Genomic DNA, 21,372 nt, shown 5'->3' on the forward strand with positions numbered 1-21,372 from the left:
AAAAGTTAATATACAATTTATGAAAAAAATAATACTTTATTTAACCATATTCTTTTTGTTGAATATTGATTTATATTCTCAATTTGTGAGCCCTATGTTTACTCCTGGAAATGCTGTATTAACTGACTTCTCAGGTACAAATGGTATTTATGATCCAAAGGAATTTGTAGTTTCAATTTTAAATACAAAAGATGCATATCCAAATGCACCAAAAGGATCTAATTGGAATGGAATTCAATTTTATCATCACCCAACTTGGATTGGTGAAGTGCTTGGTCAGGTATTCGGTATTACTATTGATAATTCATATAATATTTATGTGTCATCAACTTCAGTTTATGGTAAATTTAATTATGGAATTGGTGGTTCTGGTGCAATATATAAATTAGATGCTCAAACTGGTGTATCATCAGTATTTACTACTTTACCAAATTTTTTAGATAAAACAGAAAATTATTATCCAGGTTTAGGAAACATTTGTTATGATAAAAAGCATAACCAATTTTTTGCAACAAATTTTGAAGATGGTAAAATTTATAGAATAGATTATTCTGGTAATATTCTTGATTCGTTTGATCCATTTACAGTTGATAATGGATTAAATGGATTTGCACCTCTTGGTGAGCGTTTGTGGGGTATTGGAATTTTTAATGATACAATTTACTTTAGTAGATTTGTTGAACATGTTAGCAAAGGCAAAACTGGAGTAAATCAAAATTCAGTAAAGCATAATGAAATTTGGAGTGTACAATTAGATGTAAATGGTACATTCATTTCCAAAACTAGTAAATTAGAAATTACTCATCAATTATTTATGTTGAATAATTTTAATATTACAAATCCAATATCGGATATAGAATTTTCACAAGATGGAAAAAGGATGTTAGTTGCTGAAAGAACAATGATAGGTGATATAAACATTGCAATGAATTCGAATGCTCCTCCAACTGAACCAATCCCTGCACATAATTCTTTAGCTTATGAATATGAAAAAAATAATAATGGCTTCGGTTGGAAAGCTGCAAGTAAATTTCATGTTGGTGCTAAAACATTACCAGGCGGACCTATAGGTGGGGGAGCTTCTAAATCTATTGAAAATTGCGCAGGCGGAATTGATTATTCATTTTTCCCAAACTATAATTCTTCAACAAATGTGACTGATAGTTTGATATGGATTACAGGTGATATCTTAACAACGAATGATTTAGCTAGAAATTATGGTTTACAAGGTACTCCAAGAAATGAACCTTTTAATACCCCAACAAACAGTTATATAATAGATGCAAATGGGAAACAAGATATTTTTGATAAAGGTCTAATTGGAGACGTTGATATTTTTAAACCTGTAATTACTGTAAAAATTGATTCGTGCTTGGAGGTATTAAAAAGTAATTTAAATTTTAAAGATATTATTTGTTTTGGTTCAGATTCAGATTATGTAGTTTTGAATAATTGTGGTGATGCGGATATTCAAGTTACACCTTCTATTTCATCTAACCAAGATTTTAATATAATACCCCCATTTAATATTCCATTTATAGTTAAAAAGAAAGATCTAATAATAATGAAAGTTGCGTTTGTTCCAAAGTCATTTGGACTAAAAAAAGCATTGCTAACTTTAAAAACTAATTCAAAAACACCTATTTTAAATGTAACTTTAAATGGCTTATTAATTGAAAAAGGTGATGGTTTAACTCAAGTTAAACATGATTTTGGAAATGTTGATTTAGGTAAGTCAATAATATTTATTTCAAAGTACTTTAATAAACGAAATCTAGATGTAAAAGTACAAATTTTACATTCACCAAATGTTCCTTTTGAATTAATAAAGCCTACAAGTAATATCAATATTAAAGGAAATGATTCAGCTCAGATAGTTGTAAAATTTTTACCTTATAATTGTGGATATTATAATGATTCCCTAATTTTAATTTTAACACCCTGTCCTGATACAATAATATATAGATTTAATGGAAATGGGATTCTAACACGTCCAAAATTATCAGATACATTACTTGATTTTCAAATAAAAATACTCCCAGAATCTCAAGAAACTACAAAGAGTTTTAGAATAATTAACAATACGGATTTTACAATTACCAAAAATATTACATTACCAAAAAATCCTTTTAAAGTAGTATTAGCTAATAATCCAATAACTATTTTACCTAAAGACTCATTAATTATTGATGTTACTTTTAATCCCAAATCAGCAGGAGATTTTTTAGATTCTATTAAAGTATCAGATATTGGATTATGTCAAGACACTCAATATGTTAAATTAATTGGGAAAGCTATTTTAAAGAATTTTGTTAAATGTATTTCAATTAATAAGATTGATATTTTATTTAATAATATCAATTGTATTGGAGAAGACGAACAATCATTAATAATTAAAAATTGTGGAGATACTATTTTAATTATTGATTGTACTATTGTAGATACTAATAATATTTTTTCTATAAATTCTCCATATGATAAACCATTTGATTTAAAACCTAATGATTCAATTATAATTTTTATAAAATTTAAACCTATATTATTTGGTAAATCTATTTCTAAATTAAAAATTGAAAGTAATTCATCTTTAAACCCTATAATTTATATTCCGTTATATGGCGATAAATTAGAATCAAAATCTTTTATATCACTTCAATCACTTAAGTTAAATTATGGAGTTCAACCAATTACTCAAAAACCAATTAAAAAAGTTTGGTTATTAAACAAATCAAATTATCCTATAAATTTATCTCAATTTTATTTAAAAAAACAATTTGAAATATTATCCCCAAAAGATAAATTTATCATCCCTAAAAAAGATTCAATTCAAATTGAAATAATGTTCATTCCTCAAACTTGTGGAGTTTTTTCTGATACTATAATTTACATATCTTCACCTTGCCCAGACACAACTTCTTTGATTGTAACAGGTGAAGGAGAAACAAAATTTTCGAGTATAGTATCAATTGGTACTATATCCGATACTATAAAATCAGGATTTGCTAACACATTTGAAGTGCAACAATTGCCAATTCCAATAATTTTAAGAAAGTCGGAATTATTAAGTAATGCAAATGCTAACACTTTTATTACTAATATTAAATTTAGTTCTAAGATGTTGATTCCAATTGGATTTACAATGGTAAATTCCAAAAATAAAGGCGTTATTTTAAATCAAGAAATACAGAACAATAGTAAAAATATAAAAGTAAAATTTGAGTTAAATGAATTGCCAACTAAGGATTCTATTTTTGCTTATCTAAATGTTGAGGCTTATTATGCAGATTCTTTAAATACATCTATTGAATTTGATTCAACAGTTTCAATTGGAGGTTGTGAAATAACTACTTTAAATTCTATTGGGAATTATTACATTTACCCAACACCTTGTGTTTTTAATACAAATAGATTATTTTATTTTGTAAATGCTTTCAAAATTAATTCCATAACTCCCAACCCTATTAAAACTGAAGCTGTAATCAATTTAACTTTAGAACCAAATACATTATATAGTTTAGATTGTAATGATTTAAGTGGTAAAAATGTATGTAAAATAATTCAAAATGAGATTTCTATAGAATCAAATAGAGTTGTAAAATTTATATTAAATTCACTTTCAAATGGAGTTTATCAATTAGTCTTAAAATCAAATCAAGGAATAGTAACTAAAAATATCAATGTAACTAAATAACTAAATAACTAAATTACTTCTTATAAAAAATAAAGCACTTTAATAATTGAATGACATTAATAAATAATTTTTCATTTTAATTTTTATTGTAAAAAAATTATTTATAGAGAAATGTATTGAACTTATTAGTAAATAATAAATGCAACTAAGCAAAGCAAAAGTTTAGCTGTGCTTTGGTACAATTAAATTGTAGTAATGCAATATTTTTTATTACAACAACCATCACATATAGGATTATGACAAATTCAAGTATTAGTTTTTGAAGCTATTCACTCAATTTCATTAAGGCTTGATATATCTTTTCCATGTTGGAAATTTTTAATTTCTTACGGATACGCATAAGGAGATTCTCTATTGAACGCGATGATAATTTTAGTAAATCGGCTATCTCCTTTGTGCTCATTGAAAGCCTGTGTAAAACGGCTATCTTAAGCTCTTGTTGGGTAATTTTAGGAACATTTTTTAGCAATAATGTAATATAATCTTTATGTGTAGTCATAGTCAAATTATATTTTGTCTTTTAAGGCATTACCTTTTTATTTACAAGGCTTATCCACTATGATATACAGCAAATTTGCACATAATATCTACTTGAAATATTTCTGTTTTTCTACTAAAGTAGTTCTATCCTAAAAAAAGTATAACATTGGCAATTAAATCATTAATAGGTAGGTAAATATTCTACGAAGATGAAATACTTAAATTCATTCAGGAGATGATACAAACTAAGTAATCCTTAGTTGAAATTTTGGGGAAATGCAAAGTAGATTTATTATGACAACGAAAGCTAATTAAGTGGATTTAGTTAATGAAATAAAATTTTATACATCAAAAAGAAGCCAAATATTCTATCAAATATTTTGCATTTGATGCAATAGAAAACAAATCCTTTTTGTAACGATTCTTAAATCAAAAAAACAATTATAAAACATAGAAATTATATAATAACAATAATAGAAAAACTCCTAATATTGCAAACTCAATTCAGAATTTAAAATGTATTGTAAATTTATATCAGGATTAATAAACTAAACTGAATTTTTTTTAGTATGAGTAAGATTGTACAACAAACATATCTACAACAACACCAATCCAAAGAACAATGAAGTTGGAATAAGATAAATGTAAATTGTTAATTGATAATAAAAAGCCTCTTATCAACTGAATAAGTTTTTAGGAGGTTTTTGTTTTTTGTGTTGTAGAATAGTATATTCCAGAGATATAATAATTTTAGTATTTTCATTTTTATAATAAAAAATATAATAAATAAAATAAAGACTAAACGATTGTTACTCCACAATTTATAAGTATGTTTGAAGAACCTTTTTATGCGATACAAAACAAATTTACAATTCACATTTTTAGATTAGTTTTATTTTTAATAAATGTACTTAGCAATTAAAAAACAGACTTCTAAAATTTCCTTCAACTTTTGGTATAGGAGTACAGGGTTTAAAGGCTTACAAGGTAAGTGTTTTTAATATAGGAGTTATGGACTTAGTAAAAAAATGGTCTCATAATGGGCAGATAATAACTGTACCAACTAGTAACTGCAACAATATACAATTTAAAACTGAAATAAGATAATCATGAAAAGTGTAAAAATAATCTTACCACTGATTGTGGTTTTTATGTCGTGCGGTTTTACAAGGTTTGAAAGTAGTAATTATATATCAAGTGTAATTAAAATAAGCTCTGAATCACTACAAGAAGATACTATATTGAGTACTTTATGGTGCAAGAATTTTCTTTTAAGTACATACCCATTGAAGTATATCAAAATAGATAGTAGCTTTAAATTTTTAGAGGACTCATCAGTTTGCAAGGGTTCAAATCCTGAATGTACTCCACTTACAATGAGTATGAACAAAGCGAGAAATAAAGTATTGTATGTGGTATCGAAATTTAGAACCAAAAGCATGGGTGCATTGGTAGAGAAAGATTTGTATAACAATCAAGTAAAAGAAATAATTAATTCATCGGAAAACATTTCAAGTGCAGTTTATTTTGGTGGTACTGATAGCATAATAGTTTATTATTCATTGGGCAAACCAGAGGGAGTAAATGCTGGATATTTCAAAATGGATTTGAAAACAAATAAACGAGTATTAATATTTGATATTTACTCAGATCTTGGTAGTGATGAGATAGTAAATGGTTTTGATGTAAGCCCAGATGGTAACACACTATTAGTACCTGAAGTGTTTAGCAAAACAACTCCAAAGATATTAATGGTAGAAATGTCAACTGGTCAAGTTCGATGGGTACAAGAACTAAGTCTTGATGTGAATCGTGAGTTAGAATTGTTGTGTATGCGTTACAATAATGATGGCACTGAAGTATTATATTCAATTTATAGTCGTGGTTTATTGGGTAATGGTCCAAAAGTTTCATCAAAGTTAGGAGTAATAAAACTAGAAACGATGGAAGATAAGCTATTACAGTTCAAGCCAGAAGATGCAAGTACAGGTGCATGGGTAGCTCCATTTCCAAACTGGTCACCAGATAATAAACACATAATTTATGGTATGATATGCTTAGGTTTAAGTAATTACGAATTATACATTAAAACGAATATTGAATTGGAGACAAATAAGAAAACAATATTAAAAGTAAAGAAGATAACTTCTAAAACATTAGAGTCTAAAAATTTAGAAAATGCCGTTTGGACAAATAATTTTATGTTAGCAACTTATTCAGCGCAGTACATTAAAATAGACAGCAATTATAATGTAATTGAAGACTCATCAATTGGAGATAATTCTTTAATAAAATACTACCCATTTACAATGAGTTTAAATAAGAAAAAAACGAAAATTGTTTATGTAGTTTCAAATAGGTCGTCGGTAAGCATAGGAGCATTATACGAGATGGACTTGCAAAATGATTACGCTTTAAAAGAACTACTAGACAGTAGCGAAAACATCTCTAGTGCGGTGTATATGGGTAGTAGTGATAGTTTGATTGTTTATTATTCATTAGGCAAACCAGAAGGAAGAAATGCTGGGTATTACAAATTGAATTTAAACACAATGGAGCGAGAGTTGATACTTGAGCATTACTCAAGTTTTGGTCGTAATGAAATAGTTAATGGGTTTGACATAAGCCCAGACGGGAAAAATTTGTTATTTACAGATGTAGGGAGTTATAGACCACCTATAATAGTTAGTTATAATTTGGAGACAAAACGTAAGCAAGCGTTATACCAATTTGATTCACCTAATCGTGCTTTACTTTGGATGCGTTATAATAATGATGGAACAAAGATATTATACTCAAACTATGGTCAGCGAGCTTTTATAGGTGGTCCGTGCGATCCATCAAAACTAGGAGTATTGAATCTTAAATCATTGGAAGATAAAAATATAGTATTTAAACCAGATAACAGTTCATGGGATAGATGGACAGCCTCGTTTCCAAATTGGTCACCAGATAATAAACATATCGTTTATGGTATGGCAAAAATAGCTGACAAAAGCGGAGCTGTAGGGAGTTATCAATTGTATGTAAGAATTAATATTGATGAGGAAATAAGCAGTGTGTTGAGTAAAAACCCAAAACCAAGAGTAATGAAATTGGAATAAGTAAATTGTTAATAAATACTTAATAAATATAAAAACTTCCTATCAATTGATAAAATTTTTAGGAGGTTTTTTTATGTATCAAAAATTGAGGTTTAATATTATTTTATAATATAAGATTGCTTTTTAAAAATAGAGTTTAACTATGTAAGTTCTTGTTTTGAGTAATTATAAAAGCAATTTCATAATAAATGTAGCTTTCAATTAATGAAAGCAAAGTACCTAGCTAACATTGTATTGATTTTATGCTAACAAACACTGCAATAATTGCTCACATAAAAGTTAATGATGTAATTGCAATTTATGATTCAGGGGCAGCTTGAGAAAAACAGTAGTAAAATAGTAACAACTGAGATAATAGATCCAATAAAAGGGCATTACATACCTGCTTGTGTAAATTTATTTCCACTTATAAAAAACGAAAGTAAAAAATTATTATCTTAAACACCAAAACAAATAGCCGATACAGGTTCATGCTTACAATTTACCTATGCTTCAGAATGGTTTGGAATAAATCAATCTAGCACAAAAGATTGGTTGGAAAAGGGTAAGATTGACACACACTTAGAAGCAAAACCGAATAAAGAGTATATTGTGTTTCTTGAAGTAAGGGATCTTTGTCATCAAGATTACATTAATTATTATACCCTTTATCCGTGCAGAGATAACAGTCGAATTCTCTATGTAAGTATTTATCCAGTAATAAATTGAAACTGACGTTTTTATAATTTTTAGATTAACTATTTAGTAATTAATAATTTACTCAAATATTTATTGTTATTTGAAACCATCATAATTGTATAACTTCCACTTGGTAAATCAGAAAGATCAAAAATAAAAGTATTAATTCCCTTCTTGAATATAATTGAATTAACTAACACTTTAACTTCATTCCCTGTTAAATCATATAAGGAAACATTTATATTTTCATCATTTACGAGTCCTATATAAACTTTAGCAATTCCACTAGTAACTGGATTGGGGAAAGAAGAAGTAATGAAATTTGCTGATGCTTTTACACCAAAACTTAGTTTATTGTTGCACCAATCAGAACCTGCTTGAAGAGATAGTAACATGTTAATATTAAACGGTATTACATCTTCATTTCCACATGCATCACCAACAATTAGTGTATCAGTTTGTTGATTTAGAGTAGAACCTTGAATACATATTGGAATTCTTACAAATGAATGGGGTGAAATTGTAATTGGAATAATAGATGGTGGCAAACTATAAACTATATTATTGTTAAATTTTAGAGAAGAAATAATTTTAGATTTACTTCCATAATTAACAATTTCAATACTATCAGAACATCTCCAAGTTAATGAATTTAATGTATCTAATTCAACTCCTTTACCAAATCTCAAGCCAACTGAATCTCTAGATTTTGTATCTAAAGTTGCTAAAGTAAAACCACTTAATGTATCAGTTTTTGTAGATGTATTCCCTATTTTATCAGTCGTAATAATAGTTACATAACCATCATGATATTTATCTTTCAATCTTATATCAACTTTAATTTCATCTGTAGGAAAATCTGATGAGTTTGGCAATACAACTACTTCACAATTTTTTAGAAGACTAAAATTTACACTATTAACACCGGTTCCAATTTTTCTTGACTCCGAAACTTGATATGTTAAATTTGATGGGCAAGGAGGAATCAAAGTTTCAATTTTAGGTGGGAGAGTATCAACCAAACTTTGTAAAGGGATATTAGCAATCACTCTTTCATTACACAAATTTTTAATTCTTATTTCAGTATTTATCTCAGCCATTCCTAACCATCCACTTATACAAATAGAATATTTTACCTTCTCACCTGGTTTTAAAGTTATTGGTAAAATTCCTTTTATCTTAATGTTGTTTTGTAATAACGCATTCTTAAGAGTATCTGAAATTAATACTTCTGTAATAGTTTGTGGGAAATTTCCATAATTCTCAATCTCAAAATCCCTACAAGTATCATTTGCAGAATTTATAATAATTAAAGAATCCAAAACAATAGGTGTATTACCATTCATTCCAATTGTCCGCAAAGTGAAGCCAGGTATTGTTTTAAAAAAACTAATCTCCCTTCCTCCTGAATCAATTGCTTTAATACCAATTTTACCATCATTATATTTATCAACTAAAGTTGCTTTAAAATAAACTGTATCAATCCCTTTAGAAAAAGCAGGAATAGTAACTTTTGTATTTTCTTGTGTTAAAACTATAATTGAGTCAATACCAGTATCAGTAATTTTACTATCAAATGCAATACCATCTAAATCTGAACATCTTAAAGAATCCTCAATTATAGGGGGATAAATATCACCAACTAATTTCCCAAAAACCATACTACCGCTGTAACCATAAGAATTTGCAGCTCCAAAACCATAAATTCCAATTCCAAATGAAGAATCACAATTAATTATATGCGAACCTTGTTGAACTTCAATTTGAGCATAAAGATAATTTGTTGTTGATACGGGTTTAAATTGGTTCGCATTTAACTTTTGTCCATCTAAAGTTAAATTTTTCAAACCATCTTTATGAATTGTTATATTAAAAAAATGACGTCTAAATTCTGGATCTATAATACTTTGAAAAACATTGATAGAATCCCATTGCTCTATTGGTTGAATAATCATCATAAAAGGATCACCTAAAGCAGTTCCACCACTAAATGGATTTTTATTACTTTCTGCTGAATGCTCATATTGGGCAATCAAAACTGGTAAATCTGAACTTATAAAGGAAGAGGCAGTGTATTCTTTCTCTACTGGAATCCCCTTTTGTAGAGGTGTTTGTACAACTCCATTTAACTTCCAATTAGTATTATCAAATGCAGATAATATTCTGAAAATTGGTTTAAAAGGAGATGATGGTGTAATTACAAAATGAGGTGTAACTATGTAATTTTTTCCCCATGTTTCTAATGGTGGAATTTGTTCACATAAATGATCACGACTTCTACCATCTAATACTGGTATAGATGCTCTTTTAACACCAGCAAATACTGCAACAGGTTTATTTCCTAAAATCTCAGTTCCACTAACATCTTGTGCATCTTTGTTAATTTCTGCTTGACCAAAGAAGACTTGTCCTTTATTCAAATTTACATTAAATGTAGCTCCTTTTTGATTACCATTAATTTTAGCCAGAGGAGAAGAAGTAATTCTTAAAACAGTATTATCAGCAGTAGCAACAACTGCAAATTCAGAAGGCGTATCAAAAGTTCCATTATTCCCTTGAATCAAATATCCATTTGAATAAGATAAAACAATATATCGTGGGGTCAGAACTTTTTCAGGAATTGCAACAAAAGCATCTGCAGATTTATCTCTAATTGATACACCATAAATAGTAATTTCATCATCAGCTTCAACTATTACACTTTTATTACTTACACCAGTATTAGAATTATCTAATTCTAGATTAAATGGAATTTTAATTTCAAGTGGAGTATTTACTTGTTGAATATCATAATTGATTGGGGCAGAAAAATTATTATTTAAAATAATTTTCAATTTTGTTAATTTGTCGCAAGACGCATATAACCTTAACTTTGAGCCATTAGTATTGCTTCCTAAATTTTCCATAAAAGCAATATAAAATTGCTTCCCTCGAGTATCTGATCTTACTGTTTGTGCTTGAATTAATTGAGAAGTTATAAAGTAAATTGCAATACAAAAAGTTACAATTTTATTATAATTAATATAAATTTTCATTCGTACATTCTTTTTTATGAAATGGAATTGTAAAATAAATGAAACTTTTAGATTATATAAATTAAAATGCAATATTTATCTAACAAAAGTTATAAATTATAAAATAAATTTTTTAAAATATATTAAGAACAAATTAAATTTTTTTAACAAGATTTTGAACAATCTCATTCTTCCATTCTAAAAAATTTCCTGTTAATATTTTCTCTCTTGACGACCTCATTAATTGCAAATAAAAATGAATGTTATGAATTGTTGATAAAGTACAAGCAGTAATTTCATCAACATTAAATAAATGCCTTATATAAGAAAGTGAATATCCTTTGCAAGTTAAACAATCACAATTGGAATCAATTGGCGATTCGTCATATTTAAATTTTAGATTTCTTACATTTAACCTTCCTTTTGAAGTAAACAAGGTTGCATTTCTAGCATTTCTAGTTGGCATTACACAATCAAACATATCAACCCCACGAGAAATGGCTTCTAGAAGATTTTCTGGAGTACCCACTCCCATCAAGTATCTTGGTCGATTTTCGGGTAGGAAAGGGATTGTAAAGTCAATTACATCATACATCACATTGGTAGGTTCACCTACAGCTAACCCACCAATAGCAAATCCATCAAATCCAACTTTAACTGTTTCAATTGCACTAAATTCTCGAAGCTGTTTGTTAGTCCCTCCTTGAATTATGGAAAATAATGCTTGAGTAAATCCATAGGGATAATCTATTTTATTGTGATATTCTTTTGCTCTAATTGCCCATCTTAAAGACCTTTCTGCAGCCTCTCGATGTTCATTTACAGGTAAATCTGGTGATCTAAATTCATCTAACACCATCATTATATCAGATCCTATAGCTCTCTGAATATCAATTACCTTTTCGGGAGTTAAATTAATTTTTGCTCCATCAATATGAGATTGGAATTTCACACCATCTTCATTTACTTTGCATAATTCCTTTAACGAAAAAATTTGGAATCCTCCAGAGTCAGTAAGAATAGATCTATTCCAATTCATAAATTTATGCAAACCACCTATTTTCAACAAAACATCTAAGCCAGGTCTTGTAAATAAATGATAAGTATTTGAAAGAATAATTTCTGAGTTTGACCTTAATAAGTCTTCACTTAATAAAGTTTTAACTGCCCCACGAGTACCAACAGGCATAAATACTGGAGTATTGAAAGTTCCATGATCTGTTTCAATAATTCCAGCTCTTGCCTTTGATACAATATCAGTTTGTAATAATTCAAATTTCATATCTTTCAAAAATAGCTAACAAAATTTAAAGAAATAACTCCAATAAAATGAAGAAATAGATTTAATACATTTACATTAATTTTAAATATTTATTTCAAGAACAACACTTAATTTAGGCGTATAATAATATTTTTTTATTTACAATTAATCATGTCCAAACAAGATTTTAAAAAGGTTTTATCTTGGTCATTCTTCGATTTTGCTAACACTGGATTTTATGTCATAATGATGACTGTTGTTTATCCTGTTTACTTTAAAAATTCATTAGCAAATGGGAATGAAGCTTATTGGGGAAGGGCTGTATCAATTTCAATGCTGCTTACTGCTTTACTTGCACCTTTACTTGGTGCAATTGCAGATGCAGGAAATAAAAAGAAATTATTCTTAGCTGCTTTAACAATCTTTACCATTGCTGCCACATTCGGACTTTTTTTTACATGGACATTATGGATTGCAATGGTTTTAATAATTATTGCAAATTTTGGATTTGAAGGTGGAACTGTATTTTATGATGCAATTTTACCTGATATTTCTGAACCTAAAGATTATGCAAAAGTATCGGGATATGGTTTTGCAATGGGTTACTTAGGTTCATTTATAATACTTGGAATTTCAATGTATTTTTTGCAAGGATCACCAACTGATTCAGATATAAGAACGCTAATTGCAATCTCTGGATTTTTCTTTGCTATTTTTTCTTTGCCATTATTTTTTAATATAAAAGAGAATAAATCAAGTACTATTTTAAAATCATCAATTGCTAAAGGTTATAAAAGTGTAGTTAATACTATTAAGGAAATTAAAAATTATAAGGAGGTAAATAAATTTTTAATTGCATTTTTTATTTACAATGATGGTATATTAACTGTTATACTTTTTGCAAGTTTATATGCTGAATCCACTTTAGGATTTAATACACAAGAAAGACTAGTTTTATTTATTATAGTTCAAGGTTCAGCATTGATTGGATCTTTATTATTTGGTTCTTTAACGAATAGGTTTGGTGCTAGAAATGTGATAATAATCACACTTACAATATGGGTAATTGTGGTTATATCTGCTTTCTTTGTTACTACTAAACCTTTTTTTTATATTATTGGAATTGTTGCAGGTATTGGTTTAGGGTCATCTCAAAGCACTAGTAGAGCAATGATGGCATTATTAACACCTCAAAACAAAAGAACTGAATTTTTTGGATTTTATGATGGATTTTGTGGAAAAGCTTCGGCAATTATTGGTCCACTTTTGTTTGGTGAAGCATCAAATTATTTTGGTCAACGAAAAGCAATTTTAATAATAGGGTTATTTTTCCTATTTGGAATTTTAATGATTTCTAAAGTTAAAGATGTTAGAATTAATGGATCTGATTTAATAGAAATTAAAGAATGAGCTATATAAATTTAAATAATATTTTTTAAATTTTGAAACCTAAATATCAGATATTTAAAACATTTAAATTAAGATTTAGAATTTAAATTTTAATGTAAAATTTAGAATCTATTTCATTTAAATTCGTCATTATACTATTATTACTTATTCAATAAGGTATCTAATGTATTTAAAATTTAAAATTACCATTTTATTTATACTTTAACAATTTGACTGATAACAAGAATATTTTAGACCAATTTAAAACAAATAAAGGATTTACAATTTATGAAATGTCATTTGTTAAACCAATAATGGTAGTATTTATAAGGCATACTGGATGTTTGTTTTGCAAAGAGACACTTTCAGATATTAATAAAAATTGGAAAAAGATATTAAAAAATGGTACTGAAATAGTTATTGTGCATCACTCAGACTCTATTTCTTTTCAAAATTTAATTGAGAAATACAATATTTCAAAGATACCATATATAGTAGACAAAGATAGAATTTTGTATAAAGCTTTAAATCTTAAAGAAGTTACATTTAAAAATATGATAAACTTGAAAACTATTGTTGGATCATTTAGAGCAATTTTGAATGGTAATTTTCAGACTAAATCTACTGGAAATGAAAAACAATTAGGAGGTGTATTTTTAATTTTTAAAGGAGAGTTTGTGAAGAAATTTATTTATAATACACCATCAGATAATGTTAATTATTCAGAGTATTCTGTTTGTAATATTTAGAACTTTAGAGTTAAGGTACTTCGATTCTTTTATTCATTTTATAAGGTTTGCCATCAATTATTATTTCAACTACATAATCACCCATTAATACTTTAACCCCTTTATCATTCTTCATATCCCAATCAAAAGAATATGATCCAGTGTTCTGATTTGCATCAACTAAATTCCTTATTAAAATTGATGTATGATCATAAATTTTTACTGATACTTTTGATTGTTTATTTATCATGTATTTAATTCTTGGTGTTACATCTTCAATTACTCCTAAAAATCTTCCAATTGACCCCATTGAAATAGATAATGTAAATGGATACAAAGTAATAGGACGCTTAGAATCCCATCCGTAAAGAGACCTATAAATATCTTCATTTCTTCTTGAAACATCACGAGGGTCTGCTAAAATATCTTTAGGATTAAAAGTCAAATTTCTTTTCATAATAGCAAGAGGCGTATTATTTATGCTGTCTAAAAGCTCGATTAATTCTTCTCTTTCAAAAGTAAAATCCAATTTTAATTTATCTTTTTCTAATAATCTTTGAAACAATTTTTGTTGGAATAAACTATCTTGTTGTGGTGTGAAATTATTAATAGTATCACCGGTAGTAGGAATAATAGAATCGGTTTTATATATTCTAGATGTATCTATTAAATTAATATTTATAGAATTAGTAACTATTGTTTGAGAATATATTGTAATATTAAAAGACAATAAAAGTAAACTTAAAGTTATTACTTTGATAATGAAATTAGTCAAACCTTTTAAGTAAAGAATGTGTTGTTTTAAGAAAAATTAACATGCAAAAATTGAATTACTTACGAAAAAATTTGAAGATATTATTTTACAAAATATCTAAAATTTTCTAGTTTAAATTTCAATTCATTATTTTTTACTAAACCTTCTGGAAAATATTCACCTTTTGTTGAAATTTCTGATGTTGCGTTTACTTTTATTTTGTTTGGTTTTCCTTCTTTAAAATAAATCTCTATCTTATCTCCAGACACTTGTTCAACTCCATTTGGGTTTTCATTATCATACAAATAATAGATGCTACTGGCATATTTGATACAATTCACTTTTCTAATTGTATCACTTTTAATTATAAAGAATAATGAATCAGCATAAATTTGATCAAACCTATTTTCTAACTTATTCTTCATAACTGTTAGTCCTTTCCCTATAGCATTTATTGAATTGATTTTTTTGTTAGCTAATCCAATAGAGATAGAGTCAGCACTTATTTGAGAATTTTCATACCAAATAACAGGAATTGATGGTCGAGTATTAGAACAATCTGAGTTAATAATTTTCTGCGATATAGAAGAATCTTTGTTCAAAAAATTAGTATCAATTAATTCACCAGTTATAGGTTTGTCTATTAATTTTACTGTATTTTTTGATAATATTATAACACTTTCTTTTACAAAATATTTTCCAATATCGGCAACTGCTTTCATTGAACCTTTTACAATTTTAAAATTTCCATTTCCAATATAGTTTTGGTTTGTATCATTTTTAAATGATTCAATAGTATCTGCAGTTATAATAGTTGTATCCCCATTTTGTTTACCTGTGGAGCTTTCATTTTTAATTGTTTCAACAAATACAATTTTAGGGTTTCCAAATGCTTTTGAATATCCTTCTTTGCTTTTATTTATCATTGTATCACCAGTAATCAATGTATTCTCTTTTTTCAAATACAATACACCATTCCCAGTAATTATTGATTCACCAGTTTTTTTATTGAAATCAATTTTATTTGCATTTATTTTAATGGAATCATTTTCAACTGAAACAATTCCATTTAACAAAGCTCTTCCAGTATTTATATCATAATTAATTTCATCAGCATAAGTAATTGTGCCTTTATCATTCATAATTACCTTACCTTTGAAATTTGCTTTTTTTGTTACATTATCAAATTCTACTTGTTCTGAAATAACGTTCATATTATTATTACTAACTTTTAAATTACCCCTGAAAACTGCTTTATTTGTCAAATTATCAATCTCTCCAAAATCGGATGTTAAACTTAACTCTTTGTCAATAAGTACAACATTTCCAGAGAAAAAAGATTTTTTTGTAATAGTATAATAAGTTGCATTGTTTGCTGATAAATTAGTAGTACCTTCAGAATAATTAACTCTTCCTTTAAATTCTACTTTTTTATCAATTGATGAATAGTCTGCTTGTGGAGCTTTAACAATTGTATTTCCTTGTTTTACTATTACATCATTTAAAAATTTTGCTCTCTTATTATAAGTATTATAAACTCCAGTTTGAGCAGTAATGATAGCATTATCTTCAGTTAGTGAAATTCCATCAGTACCAGTGGCTAATCTTGTTGATCCATCATAATCTCCATTACCGGCGGTAATAACTAAACCAGGTTGTTCAATTTTTACATTTCCATTAAATGTTGCTCTATTTTCTTTTGAAAATAATTTAATTACATCAGATTGAATTTTAACAACACCTTGAATAACAGATACATTTCCAGAAAATATTTCTTCACCTGTAATTGCTTTACCAATTAACGAATCTGCATGTAAAAGTTTAATTTTTTGTGATGGTCCAGAAATTTGAGAAAAACATTTAACAATGCATGAATAAAAAATTATAAAAACAAATAATTTCAAAATTGGGAGTAATTTTTATTAAAAAGATATAATGGAAAATAAAATTCTATATTATCAGACTATTATTAAAGTAAAAATAACTTAAAATTTGAAACTCTTAAAAACCAAAAAAGACCTCAAAGAAAAGAAAATCAATTCTCTTTAAGGTCTTTTTCTTATTTCTATCCCTTTAATCTACTTCACTACTGTCATCATCTTTGTCTCTGTCCATACTCCCGACTTTATTGTGTAGTAATAATTTCCACTCGGTAAATTTCCTACATCTACTGTTAACTCATAATTCCCTGCCTTTTGATCCTCCGATACCAATCTCTGTATCTCTTTTCCCTCCATATTCTGTAACACTATCTCTGTTCTTCCTTCTAATCCTATACTGTACTTTATCTTTGTACTAGGATTAAATGGATTTGGGACATTTTGGCTCAGTGTATATGTTCCATTTATTAACTCTATTGCTCGTAAACTTAACCCACATATTGGATATATATCTATCTTTGTTGTTGATGGATTTATTGTTGTACAACCTTGATTTGTTATGATCTTTACATCTATTTCACGCTCTAACTTCTCCGTTAATTGTACATCCATATTGAACTTTAACAACTCTCCTGATGTGGTAAATCCTCCAGGATTCTGTACATCTATTACATAGATGCCTGCTTTGCTTAAGTTATTCTTTGTATACGATACGCCTGCTCCTCCTATCTGGATACTTGACTCATCTATACTCAACTGTACTGGATCATAATTTATTGTTAACTGTATGCTCTTTAAATCCACTAAATTACTAAACCCACCTAACAACGATACTACACAGCCTAACTTCCCGCCTATCTCTCCCTTATTATCCCTTGTGCCTGTTAACACTACTCCACTACTTATTGTCTCTGCATAACTGCTTCCACTTATATCTAATAACATTGGGCTCGTTGGTGTGCCTGCATCATGAGTTACTTCTAGTTTCCCTACTTCCTTACCTGTTTTGCTTGGACTATACTTTATCCCTATCTGTCGCTTCTCGCCTGGCTTTAATGTGAAACTTGTTACTCCACTTACCAAACTGAAATCTCCTGATAAACCTATCAACTTTAACCCTAATACCTTCACATCCTTCTGACCACTATTGCTTACCTCTGCATTTAATATCGTATCCTTTGGTGCACATATATTATCCGCATTCGCTCCTTTCCCAACTATACTCGTTGATAATGAAAATCCATTCCCTGACCACTTTGATGTTGTATCTACTCCATCTAATGTTATTGCTTTCATTCTTGCTACTCTTTGTCCTACCGCTTTCGCTATGAATGATCCTTTCATTGTATAGGTCGTATTCCCTGGCTTTAATACTATTGGGGTTGCTAACTTTACATTTACCACACTCTCACTTGAGCTGTAATCGTTCTCTGGGGTTTGATTACTAAACTCCCACTCTGTTATTGTTACTGAATCTAAATACTGTCCTACTGCTTGAAATTCTACATCTCTGATTGTACTTACTGTTGTCCCTACTTCCATTGTTCCATAATCATAATCTTGGGTTATCAACCCTGGACGGGTGCCAAATCCATCTAATGTTGATTTTACTCCACTTGGTCCTTGTACCACATTGTAGTTCATCACCATCTGTCTCCCTGCTGTTGTTGTTGGATTAAACTCTACATCTAAACCTACTGAATCATTCGCTGATATATTTAAATCTGACAATGCATCTAATGTTGTTTGGGGTAATCTGAAATCATTTATATCTCCAGTACTTGCCAACAACCCTCTTATTATCGCTGGGGCTGTTCCATAATTCTTTAACATCACTTTTCCTGTATACCATCCTGTCCCTACTCGCTTCCTTCCCCAATCATAATTTGTTGCTATCAATTGTGGTTGTATTCCCTTTCCTTGCAATATCCCCAAACTATCTACACCTGTTGCATTACTGCTGAATACTATTGTATCTAAATAACTTGCTACACTTCCTGGACTAAATGTTATTCTTAACGTCTTTGATTCTCCTGGGGCTAAATCAAATGGAAATGCCAACATTCCATCTACTAATTTAAACTCTAGCTTCTTTGGTCCTTTTGCTCCTGTTACCGTTAGTATCGCATCACTTAATGCTGGATCTATTGGATTTGATACTTCTATTGTATATGCTGGACTTGTTGTATTTACTATCAATGTTCCAAAGTCTTTATCTGTTACATTTATCAATGGGGCTCCTACTTTTGCTTTTATCAATGATATGTATTTCTTATTACATTCATTCTCTATGCCTACTGAATCCTCATACTTCCCATTTGTTGTTGATGTGAATTCTATTTGAGCTACTATGCTTGAGCCTGGATCACCCGCTTTTGATAACGTAAAACCGCCTATTGGGCTTAGTATCTTAAATCCTGGCGTATTCCTTTGTAGTTGGATATTCTTTAACTTTACTTCTCGTTCTGCTAAGTTTGTTATTGTTAATTTCTTTACTACTTTTACGCCTGGAAATAATGTGCCAAAGTTTACTGGGGATGGCGTTATTGTTACATTGAATGCATTATACTGTATTGTATCTATTGTATAATTCCCTGCTTGGTCTGATATTATAACTACTGCTTGGGCATTCTGACTTAAATCTATTACTTTCAATGAATACTTTACTTCCCTATCCGTGCCTGGTATGAAATCTGCTACTGTTATACTATAATTATATGTTGCATCTGGATCTAAATCTATTGTTGATATATTGCTCCTTATTTTACTGTCATCTGGTAAATCTGTTGTGGTTGCTTCATAGTTTCCAAAACAATCAATTGTATCTTTTATTACTGGTGCATCCTTATCTGGTCTTGACAAATCTCCTACAGCAACTGATAATGGATATCCATAACTATCAAAACTTCCAAATCCATATATATATCCTGCAAATGGCTTAGGACCTCTTACTCTGTATGTTCCTGGATTTATTGCTATTGTTTTCCCAATGTATGTTACCCCATTTATTTTAGTTGGGAACTTTTTAACATCAAATCCAAATTTGCTTGGGAAAGACTCCCATTTATCTGTACCGCCTTGAGCTATTTCAATGTCATTATAACCAGCAGAATCACATACAAAATTTACATAATTTTTTGGGAAATCAGCTGATGGAGTAGTAAATATTAATTGATTTTGATATTGCTCAACAGGAGTAAGAACTAACATAAAAGGATCACTTTCTACTCCATCCCAGTTTTGAGAATTATTATATTGAGCTATATAAATAGGTTTATCCCCAGTAAATTCTATTAACTCCCTTTTATTATGCAAATAATTAAACCAGCCTTCTCCTTCTTTACCACCTTTTTTAGGTAATTTACCCCAAACAGTACCATTTATTGATACTGTTGTGTTATCTTCACCAGCAAAAATTCTATACATATCGGTCTTGATTCTTGTAGCAAATGGAATTGAATGATATAATTTACCCCACGCTGAAACTGGCAACATCATTTCTTCAATGTGATCACAAGCTGCAAACCGTGCATCAGGTAAATATGTACAATTTTGACCACTCATAACCGCAACAGGCTTACTACTCTGAATTAAAGTACCTGTTAAATCTGCCAAAGTAACATCAGATAAAGCCCCAAATACGTCACCTTTATTCATTGAAATATTAAAAGGACCTTTAGAACCACTATAATTTGGTAATTTTTGATCTGAAGGTAATGTAATCAAAACATCTGTTTCATCATAAGGAGAAACAATAACAAATTCAGAAGGTAATCTTTGAGTTGTTCCAATTTCAGCAGCAGATGCAACAAGATATTCTTTACCTAATCCATTTGTTGGAAGAATTAACATACCATCACTTGTAAAAGAAGTTCTGTTCATTCCATAAACTACTATTGGTGCAACTGATTCAACATGAATTGCTTTATTTGGATAAACTTCAGCGTTCGGAATAGGAGAATTATCATCCCTTACTGTTCCATATTGAGCATCTACATTTGAAAGGTCATAAGTTATAATATCATATGGAACTGTAAATAAAGATTTTAATATCTTAGAAGTCCCAATAGAAATAGTAACTTTGGTTCTAGTACCTGCTGTAATGTACAATCTACAATATTTAATGGTTGCTCCAAATTCCCAATTATGTGGAAATGAAAACCAATAATCTTTGCCAGAATTACTTGGTCCGAAAGGGATTGATGGTAAGTTCTTACCCCCTTGAGAGAATATAGTTCCATTAAGCAACAAGATAGTTAAAGATACAAAAAGTAATAATTTTTTCATAATGAAAATTAATTATATTTATAAATAAAGAGATTAAAATTTAAGATTATTTCTAAATTGATTTTTAATAAAACAAACGATTTTTTTACATATTAATAGAATTCAA

General features: G+C 28.6%; 11 protein-coding genes. 5 read left to right on the plus strand and 6 right to left on the minus strand.

The window, feature by feature from the left end; translation table 11 throughout:
• Positions 1 to 19: 19 nt before the first annotated feature.
• On the plus strand, positions 20 to 3,691 hold the full coding sequence (locus tag IPP08_07710; GenBank protein QQS65666.1) for a hypothetical protein: 3,672 nt from the start codon (positions 20 to 22) through the stop codon (positions 3,689 to 3,691).
• Positions 3,692 to 3,956: 265 nt separating this feature from the next.
• Here IPP08_07710 and IPP08_07715 read toward each other — a convergent pair whose 3' ends face one another.
• Entirely contained in the window at positions 3,957 to 4,190 is a 234-nt protein-coding gene (locus IPP08_07715) for a hypothetical protein (protein ID QQS65667.1), read from the minus strand.
• Positions 4,191 to 5,280: 1,090 nt separating this feature from the next.
• Here IPP08_07715 and IPP08_07720 point away from each other — a divergent pair.
• A complete protein-coding gene (locus IPP08_07720; protein ID QQS65668.1) occupies positions 5,281 to 7,275 on the plus strand; it encodes a hypothetical protein in 1,995 nt (664 codons plus the stop codon).
• Positions 7,276 to 7,575: 300 nt separating this feature from the next.
• Positions 7,576 to 7,716, plus strand: coding sequence for a hypothetical protein (locus tag IPP08_07725; GenBank protein ID QQS65669.1), 141 nt, complete (start codon positions 7,576 to 7,578; stop codon positions 7,714 to 7,716).
• A 296-nt stretch (positions 7,717 to 8,012) separates the two neighbouring features.
• On the opposite strand, the gene IPP08_07730 is transcribed toward IPP08_07725, so the two are convergent.
• Both IPP08_07730 and tgt read right to left on the minus strand, forming a co-directional pair.
• Positions 8,013 to 10,988, minus strand: coding sequence for a T9SS type A sorting domain-containing protein (locus IPP08_07730; protein QQS65670.1), 2,976 nt, complete (start codon positions 10,986 to 10,988; stop codon positions 8,013 to 8,015).
• 133 nt (positions 10,989 to 11,121) lie between these two features.
• On the minus strand, positions 11,122 to 12,249 hold the full coding sequence (gene tgt, locus IPP08_07735; protein QQS65671.1) for a tRNA guanosine(34) transglycosylase Tgt: 1,128 nt from the start codon (positions 12,247 to 12,249) through the stop codon (positions 11,122 to 11,124).
• A 150-nt stretch (positions 12,250 to 12,399) separates the two neighbouring features.
• Between tgt and IPP08_07740 the strand changes: the two genes are divergently transcribed.
• Positions 12,400 to 13,638: an MFS transporter gene (locus IPP08_07740; protein QQS65672.1), complete on the plus strand. Its 1,239-nt coding sequence runs from the start codon at positions 12,400 to 12,402 to the stop codon at positions 13,636 to 13,638.
• 209 nt (positions 13,639 to 13,847) lie between these two features.
• Positions 13,848 to 14,366, plus strand: a complete 519-nt coding sequence (locus IPP08_07745; protein QQS65673.1) for a redoxin domain-containing protein — start codon at positions 13,848 to 13,850, stop codon at positions 14,364 to 14,366.
• 10 nt (positions 14,367 to 14,376) lie between these two features.
• Here the strand turns inward: IPP08_07745 and IPP08_07750 are convergent, their stop codons facing one another.
• The 3 genes from IPP08_07750 to IPP08_07760 all read right to left on the minus strand — a co-directional run bounded on the left by IPP08_07750 (position 14,377) and on the right by IPP08_07760 (position 21,266).
• A complete protein-coding gene (locus IPP08_07750) occupies positions 14,377 to 15,075 on the minus strand; it encodes a hypothetical protein (GenBank protein ID QQS65674.1) in 699 nt (232 codons plus the stop codon).
• 125 nt (positions 15,076 to 15,200) lie between these two features.
• On the minus strand, positions 15,201 to 17,003 hold the full coding sequence (locus IPP08_07755; protein QQS65675.1) for a hypothetical protein: 1,803 nt from the start codon (positions 17,001 to 17,003) through the stop codon (positions 15,201 to 15,203).
• A 174-nt stretch (positions 17,004 to 17,177) separates the two neighbouring features.
• A complete protein-coding gene (locus IPP08_07760) occupies positions 17,178 to 21,266 on the minus strand; it encodes a choice-of-anchor D domain-containing protein (protein ID QQS65676.1) in 4,089 nt (1,362 codons plus the stop codon).
• Between the last annotated feature and the right edge of the window lie 106 nt (positions 21,267 to 21,372).

This window comes from Chlorobiota bacterium, from assembly GCA_016700335.1.
Lineage (GTDB): Bacteria > Bacteroidota > Ignavibacteria > OLB7 > OLB7.

Bases quoted from the DNA above. Each gene is read 5' to 3' on its own strand.
- IPP08_07720 (QQS65668.1), top strand. From the start codon at position 5,281: ATGAAAAGTGTAAAAATAATCTTACCACTGATTGTGGTTTTTATGTCG.
- IPP08_07710 (QQS65666.1), top strand. From the start codon at position 20: ATGAAAAAAATAATACTTTATTTAACCATATTCTTTTTGTTGAATATT.
- IPP08_07715 (QQS65667.1), bottom strand. From the start codon at position 4,190: ATGACTACACATAAAGATTATATTACATTATTGCTAAAAAATGTTCCT.
- tgt (QQS65671.1), bottom strand. From the start codon at position 12,249: ATGAAATTTGAATTATTACAAACTGATATTGTATCAAAGGCAAGAGCT.
- IPP08_07740 (QQS65672.1), top strand. From the start codon at position 12,400: ATGTCCAAACAAGATTTTAAAAAGGTTTTATCTTGGTCATTCTTCGAT.
- IPP08_07730 (QQS65670.1), bottom strand. From the start codon at position 10,988: ATGAAAATTTATATTAATTATAATAAAATTGTAACTTTTTGTATTGCA.
- IPP08_07760 (QQS65676.1), bottom strand. From the start codon at position 21,266: ATGAAAAAATTATTACTTTTTGTATCTTTAACTATCTTGTTGCTTAAT.
- IPP08_07725 (QQS65669.1), top strand. From the start codon at position 7,576: ATGATTCAGGGGCAGCTTGAGAAAAACAGTAGTAAAATAGTAACAACT.